Origin of the sequence: Serratia marcescens subsp. marcescens ATCC 13880, from assembly GCF_017299535.1 — a bacterium.
In the GTDB taxonomy this organism is placed as follows: Bacteria; Pseudomonadota; Gammaproteobacteria; order Enterobacterales; family Enterobacteriaceae; genus Serratia; species Serratia marcescens.
The window spans coordinates 1,351,009-1,365,636 of sequence record NZ_CP071238.1; the positions used below are offsets into that span (position 1 = coordinate 1,351,009).

Annotated in this window: 13 protein-coding genes; 4 read left to right on the plus strand and 9 right to left on the minus strand. The window is 61.1% G+C overall.

From position 1 onward, the window contains the following. The first annotated feature begins 258 nt into the window (after nucleotides 1–258). From rhlE to dusC, 3 genes are all read left to right on the plus strand, one after another. Nucleotides 259–1,632: an ATP-dependent RNA helicase RhlE gene (rhlE, locus tag J0F90_RS06370; protein ID WP_033641037.1), complete on the plus strand. Its 1,374-nt coding sequence runs from the start codon at nucleotides 259–261 to the stop codon at nucleotides 1,630–1,632. 113 nt (nucleotides 1,633–1,745) lie between these two features. Continuing rightward, nucleotides 1,746–2,705: a D-2-hydroxyacid dehydrogenase family protein gene (locus J0F90_RS06375; protein ID WP_033641036.1), complete on the plus strand. Its 960-nt coding sequence runs from the start codon at nucleotides 1,746–1,748 to the stop codon at nucleotides 2,703–2,705. 84 nt (nucleotides 2,706–2,789) lie between these two features. Further along, on the plus strand, nucleotides 2,790–3,722 hold the full coding sequence (gene dusC / locus J0F90_RS06380; RefSeq protein WP_028127658.1) for a tRNA dihydrouridine(16) synthase DusC: 933 nt from the start codon (nucleotides 2,790–2,792) through the stop codon (nucleotides 3,720–3,722). Between the two features lie 41 nt (nucleotides 3,723–3,763). Here dusC and J0F90_RS06385 read toward each other — a convergent pair whose 3' ends face one another. From J0F90_RS06385 to J0F90_RS06420, 8 genes are all read right to left on the minus strand, one after another. Continuing rightward, nucleotides 3,764–4,030, minus strand: coding sequence for a hypothetical protein (locus tag J0F90_RS06385; RefSeq protein ID WP_004939738.1), 267 nt, complete (start codon nucleotides 4,028–4,030; stop codon nucleotides 3,764–3,766). A gap of 246 nt (nucleotides 4,031–4,276) precedes the next feature. Continuing rightward, nucleotides 4,277–5,323 (minus strand): ferric ABC transporter ATP-binding protein, encoded by a 1,047-nt coding sequence (fbpC, locus tag J0F90_RS06390; RefSeq protein WP_033641035.1) that lies wholly within the window; start codon nucleotides 5,321–5,323, stop codon nucleotides 4,277–4,279. Between the two features lie 11 nt (nucleotides 5,324–5,334). Beyond that, nucleotides 5,335–7,413: an ABC transporter permease gene (locus tag J0F90_RS06395; RefSeq protein ID WP_033641034.1), complete on the minus strand. Its 2,079-nt coding sequence runs from the start codon at nucleotides 7,411–7,413 to the stop codon at nucleotides 5,335–5,337. A 67-nt stretch (nucleotides 7,414–7,480) separates the two neighbouring features. Continuing rightward, nucleotides 7,481–8,512: an ABC transporter substrate-binding protein gene (locus J0F90_RS06400; protein WP_004939729.1), complete on the minus strand. Its 1,032-nt coding sequence runs from the start codon at nucleotides 8,510–8,512 to the stop codon at nucleotides 7,481–7,483. Beyond that, on the minus strand, nucleotides 8,509–9,813 hold the full coding sequence (uhpC, locus tag J0F90_RS06405; RefSeq protein WP_033641033.1) for an MFS transporter family glucose-6-phosphate receptor UhpC: 1,305 nt from the start codon (nucleotides 9,811–9,813) through the stop codon (nucleotides 8,509–8,511). The genes J0F90_RS06400 and uhpC overlap by 4 nt, the downstream gene beginning before the upstream one ends. Nucleotides 9,814–9,897: 84 nt before the next feature. Next, nucleotides 9,898–11,439: an MASE1 domain-containing sensor histidine kinase gene (locus J0F90_RS06410; protein ID WP_033641032.1), complete on the minus strand. Its 1,542-nt coding sequence runs from the start codon at nucleotides 11,437–11,439 to the stop codon at nucleotides 9,898–9,900. Then, a complete protein-coding gene (locus J0F90_RS06415) occupies nucleotides 11,439–12,068 on the minus strand; it encodes a response regulator transcription factor (RefSeq protein WP_028128264.1) in 630 nt (209 codons plus the stop codon). Before J0F90_RS06415 ends, J0F90_RS06410 begins: the two co-directional genes overlap by 1 nt. 122 nt (nucleotides 12,069–12,190) lie before the next feature. Then, nucleotides 12,191–12,955, minus strand: coding sequence for an arylamine N-acetyltransferase family protein (locus tag J0F90_RS06420; RefSeq protein WP_033641031.1), 765 nt, complete (start codon nucleotides 12,953–12,955; stop codon nucleotides 12,191–12,193). Between the two features lie 158 nt (nucleotides 12,956–13,113). Between J0F90_RS06420 and J0F90_RS06425 the strand changes: the two genes are divergently transcribed. Beyond that, nucleotides 13,114–13,734, plus strand: coding sequence for an HD domain-containing protein (locus J0F90_RS06425; RefSeq protein WP_016928662.1), 621 nt, complete (start codon nucleotides 13,114–13,116; stop codon nucleotides 13,732–13,734). Here J0F90_RS06425 and J0F90_RS06430 read toward each other — a convergent pair. Beyond that, nucleotides 13,694–14,626 carry an AEC family transporter gene (locus J0F90_RS06430; protein ID WP_033641030.1) on the minus strand — a complete coding sequence of 311 codons (933 nt, stop codon included), beginning with the start codon at nucleotides 14,624–14,626 and terminating at the stop codon, nucleotides 13,694–13,696. The two genes, J0F90_RS06425 and J0F90_RS06430, sit on opposite strands and share 41 nt — an antisense overlap. Nucleotides 14,627–14,628 lie beyond the last annotated feature (2 nt).

The following is a 14,628-nucleotide window of genomic DNA, read 5'->3' on the forward strand; positions in this document are numbered from 1 at the left end:
ATGCCAGATTGTCTAAAACGCAACCGCTAACCACAATGAGTTATGTGATCGGCTTCAGACAATGCTGAATTTACGGCAGATTGTGCTCTAGGTGCGTAAAAGTGCTTTTTATTGCGCGACTTCTGTTACAATCGGCGCCTGGTGCACTGCAGTTTGTGCCAATCCCTCGTGGTCATGCTTAATGCCCCGTCTGATCATCCTCCCAGGAAACTGCACCGAACACCGTTAGGTTAGGGGGGATCTGGAGTTTTTCTCTTTATGTCATTTGAAACCCTCGGCTTAAGTGCTGAAATTGTGCGCGCTGTTGAAGAACAGGGCTATCGCGAACCGACGCCAATCCAGCGTCAGGCTATCCCTGTCGTGCTGGAAGGTCGTGACCTGATGGCCAGCGCCCAGACCGGCACCGGTAAAACCGCCGGTTTTACCCTGCCGCTGTTGCAGCTGCTGAGCAAGCATGACCATCCGGTCAAAGGCCGTCGCCCGGTGCGCGCGCTGATCCTGACGCCAACCCGTGAGCTGGCGGCGCAGATCGGCGAAAACGTCGAGGCCTACAGCAAACACCTGCGCCTGCGTTCGCTGGTGGTGTTTGGCGGCGTGAGCATCAACCCGCAGATGATGAAGCTGCGCGGCGGCGTCGATATCCTGGTGGCGACGCCGGGCCGTCTGCTGGATCTGGAACATCAGAACGCGGTTGACCTGTCCAAAATCGAAATTCTGGTGTTGGACGAAGCGGACCGCATGTTGGACATGGGCTTTATCCACGACATCCGCCGCGTGCTGGCCAAGCTGCCGGCCAAGCGCCAGAACCTGCTGTTCTCCGCGACCTTCTCCGACGACATCAAGGCGCTGGCCAACAAGCTGCTGCACAACCCGGCCTCGGTGGAAGTGGCGCGCCGCAACACCGCGTCCGAGCAGATCGAACAGAGCGTGCACTTCGTCGACAAGAAGCGTAAGCGGGAACTGCTGTCGCAGATGATCGGCGAAGGCGACTGGAAACAGGTGCTGGTGTTTACCCGCACCAAGCACGGCGCCAACCACCTGGCGGAACAGCTGAACAAAGACGGCATCACCGCTGCGGCGATCCACGGCAACAAGAGCCAGGGCGCCCGTACCCGTGCGTTGGCCGATTTCAAAGACGGCCGCATCCGCGTGCTGGTGGCGACCGATATCGCGGCGCGCGGTCTGGATATCGACCAGCTGCCGCACGTGGTGAACTATGAGCTGCCTAACGTGCCGGAAGACTATGTGCACCGTATTGGCCGTACCGGCCGCGCGGAACGCACCGGTGAAGCTATTTCGCTGGTGTGCGTGGATGAACACAAGCTGCTGCGCGACATCGAGCGTCTGCTGAAGCGTGAAATTCCGCGCATTGCGCTGCCGGGCTACGAGCCGGATCCGACCATCAAAGCCGAGCCGATCATCAACGGCCGCCAGGGCGGCGGACGCGGTGCGCCGCGCGGCAACGGCGGCGGCCAGCGTTCCGGTAACGGCGGCGGTCAGCGCAGCGGTAACGCGAACGGCGGCCAGCGTGAAAACCGTGGCAACGGCAACACTCGCCCGCAGGGGGACGGTCAACGCCGTTCCGGCGCGCCGTCTTCGCGCCGCCCGCGCAATCGCAAACCGGCTGAATAAGCCTGATTGCTCAAAGAGTAAGCCGCCGATACGGGCGGCTTTTTTTTGCCTGGCGGAACGCCATTTTCGTACTAGGCTGGACGGTGGCTACCCCTACATTCCAGGAGACGGAGATGAAATTGAAGTGCGCAATTCTCGATGATTACCAGCAGGTGGCGCTCAAGATGGCGGACTGGTCGGCGCTGGCCGATCGGGTGGAGGTGTCCGCCATCAGCGCGCACTTTACCGATGAAGCGGAACTGGCGGTGCATCTGCAGGAGTGCGACATTTTGGTCATCATGCGCGAGCGCACGCCGATGACCGCCTCGCTGCTGGCGCGGCTGCCGAAGCTGAAGCTGCTGATCACCTCCGGCATGCGCAACGCCGCTATCGATTTGGCCGCCGCCGCCGAGCGTGGCGTAGTCGTGTGCGGCACCCGCAGCGGGTCGGCGGCGCCGATGGAGTTGACCTGGGCGCTGCTGCTCGGGCTGGCGAAGCATATCGTACCGGAAAGCGTCGGGCTGCAAAACAACGGTCCGTGGCAACGGGATCTCGGCGTCACCCTGCAGGGCAAGACGCTGGGGCTGCTGGGATTGGGCAAGATCGGCGGCCAAATGGCCAAGGTGGCGCAGGCGTTCGGCATGCGGGTGCTGGCCTGGAGCCAAAACCTGACGGCGGAACGGGCGGCGCAGGAGGGCGCTGAGCTGGCGTCATCCAAACGGGCGCTGTTTGAGCAGAGCGATTTTGTCTCCATTCACCTGGTGCTGAGCGACCGCAGCCGCGGGTTGGTGGGGCGTGATGAATTGGCGGCGATGAAGCCCACCGCTTACCTGATCAACACCTCGCGCGCGGGGATCGTCGATCGGGCGGCGTTGGTGGACATCCTGCAACAGCGGAAGATCGCCGGCGCCGGGCTGGACGTGTTCGAGACGGAGCCGCTGCCGGCCGACGATGTGTTTCGCCAACTGCCCAACGTGCTGGCGACGCCGCATGTGGGTTATGTGGCGGACGACAACTACCGCGCTTACTTCACCGAGGCGGTCGAGGACATTGCGGCGTTCCTCGCCGGCCAACCGATCCGCCGGCTGGGCTGACGGCATTTTTAATGCCCGCTGAGGCTTGTCTGACGCGGGCATTCACCCGTATCATTGCGGGTCTTTTTTTAGCTGGGATTGGTCATGCGCGTATTATTGGCTCCGATGGAGGGCGTTCTCGACTCTTTGGTGCGTGAGTTGCTCACCGAAGTGAACGACTACGATCTGTGCATCACCGAATTTTTGCGCGTGGTCGATCAGCTGCTGCCGGCCAAGTCGTTCTACCGGCTGTGCCCGGAGCTGCGTCACGCCAGCCGCACGCCATCGGGCACGCTGGTGCGGGTACAGCTGCTGGGGCAGTACCCGCAATGGCTGGCGGAGAACGCCGCGCGTGCGGTGGAACTGGGCTCTTACGGCGTCGATCTCAACTGCGGCTGCCCGTCCAAGCTGGTGAATGGCAGCGGCGGCGGGGCGACGCTGCTCAAAGATCCGGAATTGATCTACCAGGGCGCCAAAGCGATGCGCGCGGCGGTGCCGGCCCATCTGCCGGTCACGGTGAAGGTGCGTCTGGGCTGGGATTCCTCCAGCCGCAGCTTTGAAATCGCCGATGCGGTGCAGCAGGCCGGCGCCAGCGAGCTGACGGTGCATGGCCGCACCAAAGAGGACGGCTACAAGGCGGATCGCATCAATTGGGCGGCGATCGGCGAGATCCGTCAGCGGCTGAGCATCCCGGTGATCGCCAACGGCGAGATCTGGGATCACCAGAGCGCGCAGGATTGCCTGCAGGCGACCGGCTGCGACGCCGTCATGCTGGGGCGCGGCGCGCTCAACGTGCCGAACCTGAGCCGGGTGGTGAAGTATAACGAGCCGCGCATGCCCTGGCCGCAGGTGGTTGAGCTGCTGCAAAAATATGTCCATCTGGAAAAGCAGGGCGACACCGGTCTGTATCACGTGGCACGCATCAAACAGTGGCTGGGTTATTTGCGTAAAGAATATGACGAAGCCACCGAACTGTTCAGCGAAATACGCGCGCTGACGACGTCTGGGGATATTGCGCGCGTCATCTGCCGCAGCTAAAAATAAACCCGCGCGCGGCGGGTTTATTTAAAATGGTATTATCAGGCGGCTTTGTCGAGACGGTTCAATTCTATCTCGATATCCTGAATGGTTTTTTCCAGTCCTTCCAAACAGGCGCCCTGTTTATTCAACAGGTCGTTAATGGCTTCGGCGAATGCCTTATTTTTACATTCCCCCTGATCGAAGGCCAGCCAGTGTGCGGAGAGCGTCTCGGTATTCGCCTGCGCATAGTGGCGCATTTCCTTCAGCTGGGAAGCGACGTTGCGTAAATTATCCAGCTGCGCCTGTGCGTTTGCATTGTTGCTCATGAATTTCTCCTTGAGTTGGCCGTTAAATAATTTCGACTGCGGAATCAAGCTTACCCCATTTAAATAAAAATATCACCCTGAGTGGTCTGGGTGGTTATTTTCTAGCGGGTGTGGTTATATTTATTGCTCGGCTGAACAAGGACTTGGGTGGAATTGTAAAAATAGATAAATACGGTGTTTTTGGCGATTATTTTCGGCCATCCCGTTCGGGATGGCCGTTATTCTAACGCTTAAGAGTGATGCTTATTATGCCGCATCCGCCAGCATAAACATGCCGTAGGGATGAATTTCCAGATAATACTGCTCGCCGACGTTCGGCTGCAGGCGGGTGGCGTTAACCTGCAGCAAAATCTGCTGTCCGTGCCATGCCACCGTCACCTCATACTGCGGCCCCATGTAGGCGACATGTTCGATCACGCAGCGCTGGCTTTCATCGCCATGCTCGCTCAGCGTGATCGCCTCCGGGCGCACGCCCACCGTGCCGGCGCCCTGGGCGGCAAAGTGCGCGGGGCGCGGCAGGCGATAGCCGCTGATATCGACATGTTCCGCGCTGAAACTGGCCGGGAACAGGTTGGCGTCCCCCATAAAGCTCGCCATAAAGCGCGAAGCGGGCTGCCGATAGAGATCCTGCGGCGAACCCATCTGCATGATATGCCCTTTGTTCATCACCAGCACGGTGTCTGAGACCGCAAAGGCCTCGCTCTGATCGTGGGTGACGTACAGCGACGTGATATCAAACTGCTTTTGCAGCTCGCGGATCTTTTCGCGCATGCTGCGGCGCAGGTTGGCGTCGAGATTGCTCAACGGCTCGTCGAACAGCAGCACTTTAGGCTTGAGGATCAGCGCGCGCGCCAGCGCCACGCGCTGCTGTTGGCCGCCGGAGATCTGATCGACATAGCGATCGTCGAACCCCGCCAGATCCACCATCGCCAGCGCTTCCTGCACGCGCGCTTTCACTTCGGCGCGCGGGATGCCGAGCATCTTCAGGCCATAGCCGACGTTCTCCCCCAGCGACATGTGCGGGAACAGGGCATAAGACTGGAATACCATGCAGATATCACGCTGCTGGATGGAACGATGGGTGACGTCTTCACCATCAATGAATATCTGCCCGTCGCTCGGTTTCTCCAGCCCGGCGACCAGGCGCAAAATGGTGGTCTTGCCGCAGCCGGAAGGGCCGAGCAGCGTCACCATTTGCCCCCGTGGGATGGTGAGCGTGATGTTATCGATTACCGTGTTGCTGCCGAACCGTTTGGAGACATTACGCAGTTCAACGAAATTTTTCTGGCTCATCATGGGCTCCATTACGCCTGGTTTTTGGCTTTTGAACGGGAGATGCGTGCCTCACCGATCAGCCAGTCAAAGAGGAAAATAATCGCCAGTATCACCACGATCAGAATTGAACCGTAGGCGATCGCCACGCCGTATTCGCCGTCTTCCACGCGGTTGAGGATGTAGGCGGTGGCCACGCGGGTATCGGGGGTGACCAGGAAGACGATGGCGCTGACGGTGGTGATGGCGCGCACGAAGCTGTAGATCAGCGCCGACAGGATCGCCGGGCGCAGCAGCGGCAGCAGAATGTGCGTGATGGTGCGCAGCGAGCCGGCGCGCAGGCTGAGCGAGGCTTCGTCCAGCGATTTGTCTATCTGGCCCAGCCCGGCGATCCCGGCGCGAATGCCCACCGGCACGTTGCGCATCACCATCGAGATAATCACGATGGCGGCCGTCCCGGTGAGGTACACCGGCGCGCTGTTGAAGGCGAGAATGTAAGAGACGCCCGCCACGGTGCCCGGCACCGCAAAGCACAGCATGGTGGTGAACTCGATGGTCTTTTTGCCCTTGAACTGCTGGCGCACCACGATCCAGGCGATCAGCAGACCAAACGCGGCGGTGATCGGCGCGGCGATCCCGGCGTACAGCAGCGTGTCGAGCAGCGAAGGCCACGCGCCGTCGCTCATGCCCTGGCCGAACAGCTTGATGAAGTTATCCAGCGTCAGCGTGTAATCCACCCCCCAGTTGACGGTGAAGCTGCCGTAGAAAATGCTGCCGTAGAGCAAGGCGTTAAAGGCTACCCACACCGCCAGCAACGCGATCACGCTCCACACCAGCGTGACCGGCAGCGGCTGCACGTCGCCGCGGTAGGATTTGCCGGACACGGTGACGTAGGAACGCTTGCCGATCCACAGGTACTGGATGCAGAACACCAGCAGCGAGAACAGCAGCAGGAAGGCGCCGAGGGTGCTGGCGGCCTGATAGTCGAGCTGCGAGCCGGTGATGTAGAAATAGATTTGCGTCGCCAGCACGTCGAAGTTGCCGCCGAGCACCAGCGGGTTGCTGAAGTCGGCCAGCGATTGCACCACCACGATCAGAAACGCGTTGGCCAGCGCCGGTTTCAGCAGCGGCACGAACACGCCGTTAAAGGTTTGCCAACGGCTGGCGCGCAGGGTGTAGGAGGCCTCTTCCAGCGAAGGATGAATGGTCTTGATCGCGCCGTCGAGGATCATGAACGCCATCGGCGTGAACGCCAGCACCTGCGCCAGCCAGATGCCGGTAAAACCATACAGCCAGTTGGTGTTGGTCAGGCCGAACCAGGTCACCATCCACTCGGTGACGTAGCCGGAGCGCCCCATCATCAGCGTGACGCCCAGGCCGACGACGAACGGCGGCGTGACGATGGGCAGGATGGAGAAGATGCGGCCGATAATGGCGCTGCGTTTGGCGATGCGGGTGGTGTAAATCGCCAGCACCAGGCCGAAGAAGGTGCAGCCGGCGCCCACCGCGATCGATAGGGCGATGGAGTTGAGGATCACCTGAACGATATGCGCCTGCGACAGCACGTTCATAAAGGCCAGCGGCGCGAACGCGCCCGTCTGGTCGGTAAACATCGGAATGAAAATCGCGATGCTCGGCCAGACGATGAAGACGCCGATCAGCGCCACGATGGTGACCAGCGCGCCGATAACGAAACGGTCGCCGCCCAGCCATTCGAGGCGGGTCAGCGCCAGCGTCATGATGGCGCCCAGCGCGGTCAATTGCACCAGGGTGGCGTAGCCTAAGCCGCGTCCCGCCACCGTGGCGCTGACGACGATAAAGGCCATGCACAGCAGCGCCCAGCCGGCGTCGAACGCGTGCCGCCGCCGCCGTTCACCGCCCGCCGCGGCGTAGGGGCGAAGCAGCAGCAGGCTCGGCAACAGGCACCAAAGCCAGCTGATATTGCGGTGTGACCAGCCGTAGGCCGCGAGGATTTCATCGCCGGTGGACTCCAGCAGGCCGTAATCCAGGCTCCAGCTCGGCAGCAGGGCGAACGCCAGCCAGCCAAGCAAAACCCAAAGGAATATCGCATCTCGTTTTTTCACGAGATGGAGTGCATGTGTATGTGACATAAGTTTCCCGGATGTTCAGGCCGGGCAAGGCGTGAGGCTTACCCGGCAACAGGCGCAGAATGTGGGCTTATTTACCCATCTTGACTTCGCTGACCCATTTGTTGATCAGCGCCTTGCGGACCTCGGTCGAGCCGTACTTGTCCATGTCGTAGTTGATCAGCTTCAGGTCGTCGAGCTTCAGCGAGTTCGGCGAGGTGTCGGCGGTGGTATTGGTCAGGATCTGATAGGACTTGCCTTGCTTCCACGCCAGCTCCTGCGCCTCTTTCGACAACACCCAATCCACGAACAGCTTGGCGTTGTCGAGGTTGCGCGCGCCTTTGAGGATGCTGACGCCGCCGATTTCGTAGCCGGTGCCTTCACACGGCGAGATCAGCTCAAGCGGCGCGCCCTGTTCCTTTTCGAGCGAGTAGTCATGCAGGAAACCGATGCCGATCGCCGTTTCACCGCGGGCGGCGTTGCGCGCCGGGGCAATGCCGGACTTGGTGTACTGCGAAACGTTGGCGTTCAGCTGCTTGAGGTAATCGAACGCCTGATCGTCTCCCCACAGCTGGGCGAAGGTCGCCAGCGCGGTGTAGGCGGTGCCGGAGCTTTGCGGATCGGCGATTTGAATCTCGCCCTTGTATTCCGGCTTGGTCAGGTCTTTCCAGCACTTGGGCACCGGCAGGTTTTTCTCTTTCAGGCGCTGGGTATTGACGCCAAAGCCGAGAATGCCGACGTAGACCGCCGAGGAGTAGTTGCCTTTCAGCTTGGCCGGATCGCGGAATTGCGTCATCACCTGGTCGAGGTTCGGCGATTTGTACGGCTGCAGCAGCCCCATTTCACCGGCCTGGGATTGCGGATCGAGCGTGCCGCCATACCAGACGTCCGCCTGCGGGTTCTTCTTCTCGGCGTCCACTTTTGCCAGCGTGCTGCCGGAACCGTTGCGGATGAACGAGGTTTTCACGTCATATTTCTCGCCGAAGGCTTTGGTTTCCGCTTCGCACATTTCATTGGTGGCGCTGCAGTAAACCACCAGGCGGCCCTTGGCGTGCGCGGCGCCGCTCAGCGTCGCCAGCGCGATGCCGGATGCTATCAGGGTAGTGACCCACGTTTTTTTCATTGTTTTATCCTTCTCTCGGTAGAGGTGGTAACGCTCGCCATCAGCAGCGGCATCAGCAATAAACCCATAAGAACGGCGGCGATCGACAGCAAACTGAACATGCCTGACCAGCCATAGCCTTCGATGACCCGCGACAGCGGCCAGCCCGCCAGCGCCGCCCCCAGATAGGCGAACAGGCCGAGAAAGCCGGTGATGGAGCCCGCGGCGCCTTTGTGCCCGCATTCCACGGCGGCGAGGCCAATCAGCATCTGTGGGCCGAAGACAAAGAAGCCCACCGCAAAGAAACAGCCCGCCAGCAGCGCGTAGTGATGCACCGGCGCCAGCCACAGCGCGGCGACGGACACCATCAGCCCGAGCGTGAACAGCAAAATCATCGGTGCGCGCTGCCCGCCGAACAGCACATCCGAGCCCCAGCCGGCGAACAGCGCGCCGAGCAGGCCGCCTATCTCGAACAGCATCACCGTCGCGTTGGCGCTGAGCAGGTTGACGCCGTGACTTTCCGTCAGCCACAGGTTGCCCCAGTCGTTCAACGCAATGCGGATCAGGTAGACCAGCACGTAAGAGACGCCGAGCAACCAGATCATCGGGTTCTTCAGCATCGTGGTGCGCAGCATCCGCCACAGCCCCATCGGCGGGCTTTGCTGTTCCTGGCGCAGCTCCAGCGGATCGTGGCGCCACTGGCCGACCGACGGCAGGCCTTCTTCCTGCGGCGTGCCTGTCAGCTGCCGCATGAGCCAGATGCCCAGCACCATGCTGACGGCCCCCGGGATCAACATCGCCGCCTGCCAGCCCCAGCGCTGGGCGGCGAAGGCGCTGATCAGCGGCACAATCGCGCCGCCGAGGTTGATCGACATATTCCAGCAGCCCCACCAGAAGCCGCGCTCGTTGCGCGAATACCAGTGGGTCAGCAGCCGCGCGCAGGGCGGCCAGCCCCAGCCCTGAAAGAAGCCGTTCAGCGCCCAGACCGCCAGCAGCAGCGTCAGCGATTCGCCGAAGGCGAACGCCACGTTCAGCACTCCGGTGGCGAACAGGCCGATCCCCATAAACCCGCGCTGCCCATGGCCGTCGTGCCACAACCCGGCGGCGAATTTCGACAGGCCGTAGCTCAGATAAAACAGCGAGCCGAGCAGGCCGATGTCCCCTTTATCCAGCCCCAAATCCGTTTGCAGCGCCGGCAGCACGTAATTCACGCTTTTGCGCGTCAGGTAAAAGGCGGCGTACCCGATGACCATATACAGCAGCAGTCGCGGGCGCAGCGCGCGGTAACGATGATCGATTTCAGATGCCGAGCGTGCTTGCATAGCCGCCTCCCTGGTGCTGACTATAAGAAGGTGAAAGGGAAAGGGGATGAGAGAAAGTCCGGAGTGGCTAAGACTTTTTCCTAGTTAGTCGACGGTTTGTTGCAAATTTGTGGGCAGGTTAACAATTACTCGGGTGCCGCGCTGCGTTTCCAGCGTCAGTTCGCCACCGAGCGCGCTGACCCGTTCGCGCATCCCCTGAATGCCGAAGCCGGGCACCTTGTCCGCATGGATGCCGATGCCGTTGTCCCGCACCTCGAGGTGCAAAAGCTCACCCTGTTGATGCAAGACGATGGCGACTTCGCTGGCTTCGGCGTGTTTGCACACGTTGTTGAGCAGCTCTTGCAGCAGCCGGTAGAGGGTGAAGCGCACCGTCTCGCCGGCGGGCGTGTCGATGAGTCGGTAGTCGAAACGGCAACGGATGCCTCGTTCGCTGAAGGCGAATTCATTCAGCAGGTGGTGAAGCGCGTCTTTGAACGCCAGCTCGTCCAGCGCGGGCGGGCGAAGCTGGCGCAGCAGCTGGCGCGTGGAGTGATGAATGCGCCGGGCGAGATCGGCTATCTGGTTCGCGGCGGCCTGGGTTTGCGCCGGATCGCGCGCCCGCTTGACCAGCTGCGACTGAATTTGAATCGCGGTGATGTTCTGGCCGATTTCATCGTGCAACTCGCGCGCCAGGTTTTTCCGCGTGTCTTCTTCGGTGTGGATCAGTTTTTCGGTCAGCGCCCGCCGCGCCGCCAGCTCTTCTTCCAGCCGTCGGCGATAATGGTGCAGGTTTTGCGCCAAGTGTTGCTGGCGGCTGATGGCGATGCCCAGACCGATGCCGAGCAGCGCCTGCGTCGCCAGAAAGATTTCCAGCTCGACCAGATTGCCGAACCCCACGCCGACCTGCCGGGCGAGGGTGATCATCATGCTGCCGAGCAGGCCGGACAGCACGCCGCCCTGCCAACCGAACTTCCACGCCATCACCACGTTCGGCAGAAACACCACGATCAGCAGCAGGCGTTCGATTTCCGGCGACAGCACCATCTGGGTGCCGATGCCGATAACGAAAAACAGGCTGCACCAGATGATTAAGGAGGCGCGCAGCGGCGGGTTGGTGGTGTCCAGCCCCAGCAGGTGGTAACGGTGCTGCTGGCGCAGAAATTCAAAGATCAGGTAGACGAACGGGGTCAGCAAGACGCCGCCGGTAAACGACGCCAGGCCGAGCAGCATCGCCGGGCTGTGCGCGAAAGGCGCAAGCAGGGCGGTATTGAGCAACGAGGCGGCGGTCACGGCGGCCAGCAGCAGCGTCAGCCGCTGCCAGTAGAGCGGAAAACGGCGCCAGAACCGCTGCGCGAGCGCGGCCGGGAGCAGGGTGATGAACGGCGCGGCCAGCAGGCTGTAGCCGCTCAGCAGGCGTTCGCCGTGCAGCCAGAACAGCAGCAGCACCGGCGGTATCATCAGGGCGGGCCAATAGCGGCGCGCCAGCAGGATCAGCAGCGCGAGATAGACGCCGTGAGGCAGAAACAGCGCCGCCTGATTGCCGTTGTGGGTCAGGTAGAAACCGAGCGTCCACAGCATCAGCCAGCCGCTGCCCCAGGCCAACAGGATAAACAGCGAGATAACCCAGGGCCGGAAGCGGGGTGACATCAATGCCCCGCCAGCAGCTGATGGTCGAGGGCGAAATGCACCAGCTCGATGGTGCTGTTGCACTGCAGCTTGCCCAGGACGTTGGCGCGATGCACGTGTACCGTTTTATGGCTGAGATCGAGCTTGAACGCGATCTCCTTTACGCTGTCGCCTTTGACCAGCAGATCGAAGATCTCGCGCTCGCGCGGGGTTAACGCTTCCAGCGCCGTGGCCGGCTGCTCGCCGCCGCGCAGCGCCCGCAGCGCGTCGGCGCACAGGTAATGGCCGCCCATATCGACGGAGCGCACCGCCTGCACCAGTTCTTCCGGCCCGCAGCGTTTGGTCAGATAGCCGCTGGCGCCGGCATCCAGCGCGCTCTGCACGAAGGTCGGGGAGTCATAGATACTGAGGATGATCGCGCGGAACTGCGGCTTCTGCGCTCGCAGGCGTTTCAACAGGCTCAGGCCGTTTTCATCCGGCATGGCGATGTCCATCACCGCGACGCTGACGTCGTCGCGCAGCAATGCCGGCCAAGCTGCCGCCGCGCTGCTGTATTGCCCCACCACGTCGAGATCGTCTTCGAGGCTGAGCAATTGCGCAAAGCCGGAGCGCACCACCACATGGTCATCCACCAGTATCACACGGATCATTTTCGCACTCTGTTGCCGAATCATGACCCTATGATGCCTGCCGCCGCGGTGCTGGCAATCAGCCAAGCGCGGTTATGCAATCGATGTAACAGAATCGTAATAAAAGGGCGTTGCCGGCGCCGTCAACGATCCAAATCGATGGCGAAATGCTGCCACAGCGCGGCGCGGCGTTCCTCTTCCGAATGCAGCGTCGTTTCGTGGCGCTGGTGATCTTCGGTCACGATCAGCTTCATGTCGCTGAGGGTCACCCGGCCGTGTTCCGTCGGCCGTGAACACACCAGGCGTTGGGTGAAATGCGACTGCGGCGAGGTGCTGTGGAACCGGCACATCTCGTCGAACTCGTGCAACTCGCGCGGCTGAACGGTAAAGCGATACAGCGTTTTGGCATGCGAGCGTTGGTCGCCGTTGCGGCGCTCCAGCAGGTAATACTCGCCTTCCCGCTCCAGGTGGAAGGTGCCGCTGGCCTGCGGTTGCGGCTCGGCGGCGACGATCTTCAGCGGTGTCAGGAAGGAATCGCCGAAACCGACGTCCACCAGCCAGGCCTGCTCCGCCAGATCCACCCGCAGCGCCAGATGGTCGTAGGGCGGGCCGAAATGGCCGTCGCGCGCGCGGATCTCGCCGGAGATGAAGCTCACCTTGAAACCGATCTCCCGCAGCAGCAGGGCGAACAGCGTGTTCAGCTCATAACAGAAACCGCCGCGGTTACGCTCGACCACCTTGCTGAACAGCGCTTCGGGCGCCAACTGAATGCCCTGATGATAAATCATGCTCAGGTTCTCGAACGGTACGCTCAGCATGTGGCGATGGTGCAGCTGTTGCAACGTGGGGAGATCGGGGCGGGCGGCGCCGGCAAAGCCGATATGCTGCAGGTAGCGTTGGGTATCCACAGGGTGTCTCGCATGAGAAAAAGTAGGCATAAAATAGCGGGCTTTGCGGCGTTTGTGAGCGCATTACGTGCTGCGTTGTCGGCATAACTCATAACCAAATCGACTCAGATGTCAGCATGGCTGCCGTTACACTGAATCGATATGGATAAGGAGAAAGTATGGATTTAACCTTGAAAGCGCAGCGATTTGCCAATGACGCTCATCATGCCTGCAATCAGCGACGCAAGTTCACCGGGGAGCCGTATATCGTGCATCCTGCAGCGGTGGTGGATTTGCTGCAGCGGGCTAAGCCGACGCCAGAAATGGTCGCCGCTGCCTGGCTGCATGATACGGTAGAAGATACGGCGGTGACCCTGGCGGATATCCGGCGAGAATTCGGTCCGACGGTCGAGCGTTATGTGGAAATGTTGACCGACGTGCAGCCTCGCAGCTACGGCGGTGAGCGTCTGCACCGTAAAAATGCCAATCTGCGGCACAGCGCGCAGGCCTGTGCGGAAGCGCAGACCATCAAACTGTGCGACTTGATTGACAACAGCAAGAACATTACCGATTACGATGTCTCCTTTGCCCGTCACTATCTGGTGGAAATGGCGCGCTTATTGGCTGTTTTATCGGCGGGCGAGGCCGGCCTGTTGGCCTTGGCCCGCCGACAGTGTGCGGAAGCGGTCGAGCGCATCAACGATCGTCATGGAGACGATGGCTGGTTCGACGCGTTGTGGCGGAAGTATGAGGCCCATCTTAAGCTGGATGAGCTGAAAACTGGGTCAGCAGCAAAATAACAGGAATGGTGACCGCCGCCAGCAACGTTTGGATCGTGATGATACCGGCCGACAAGCGATGATCGCCGCCCAGCAGTCTCGCCATGATGTAGGCGGAAGGTGTACAGGGTAAGGCGTTAAACAGGACGATAGTCGCCAGCACCGGGCCGGAGATGCCCAGGGTGATGCCGATTCCCAGCGTCAACAGCGGTACCAGCAGTAACTTGACGAAGGACGATTGCAGTACGGGGCCCTGCGCCGTACGCGCCGCCTGTATATCCAGCCCTGCGCCGACCGCCAGCAACCCCAATGGTAGAGAGGCGCCGCCGAGAATGGTGAGAATGTTCTCCAGCGCCGCGCCAAGCGACCAGCCGCTGGCGTTGAAGGCCAGACCGGCCAAGACCGAAAGGATCACTGGGTTTTTCCCCAGCGCTTTGGCGATCTGTTTGCCGCCGGGGCGGGTACCCTGACCGTAATGCATCAGTATGACAATCGAGGCCACGTTCAACAGCGGGATGGCGACGGCGATGCTGATGGAGGTCACCGTCAGGCCGGTGTGGCCGAAAGTCGCCGCCGCTGCGGCAACCCCGATGTAGGTATTGGGGCGCAGAGCGCCCTGTATGACCGAAGAAAAAACCGGCCCGGGCTGTTTTAGCCAGATTCGCCAGAGGTACAACGACAAGGCGCCAATCAGGACAGCGCCCAGTACAGACAGGGCAATCGGCCGCACCGGAAACTGGCTGAGGTCGGCTTTGCCGACCTGGATAAACATCAGCGCCGGGAAGAGATAAAAGTAATTCAGCTTTTCGCAGGGCAGCCAGAAAGCCCGATCGATCAGGTTCTTGTGCCGTAGTGTGAATCCCATGGCGATTAAAAATATCACCGGGATCAGAGAAAAGAGAGTCGTCGTCATGG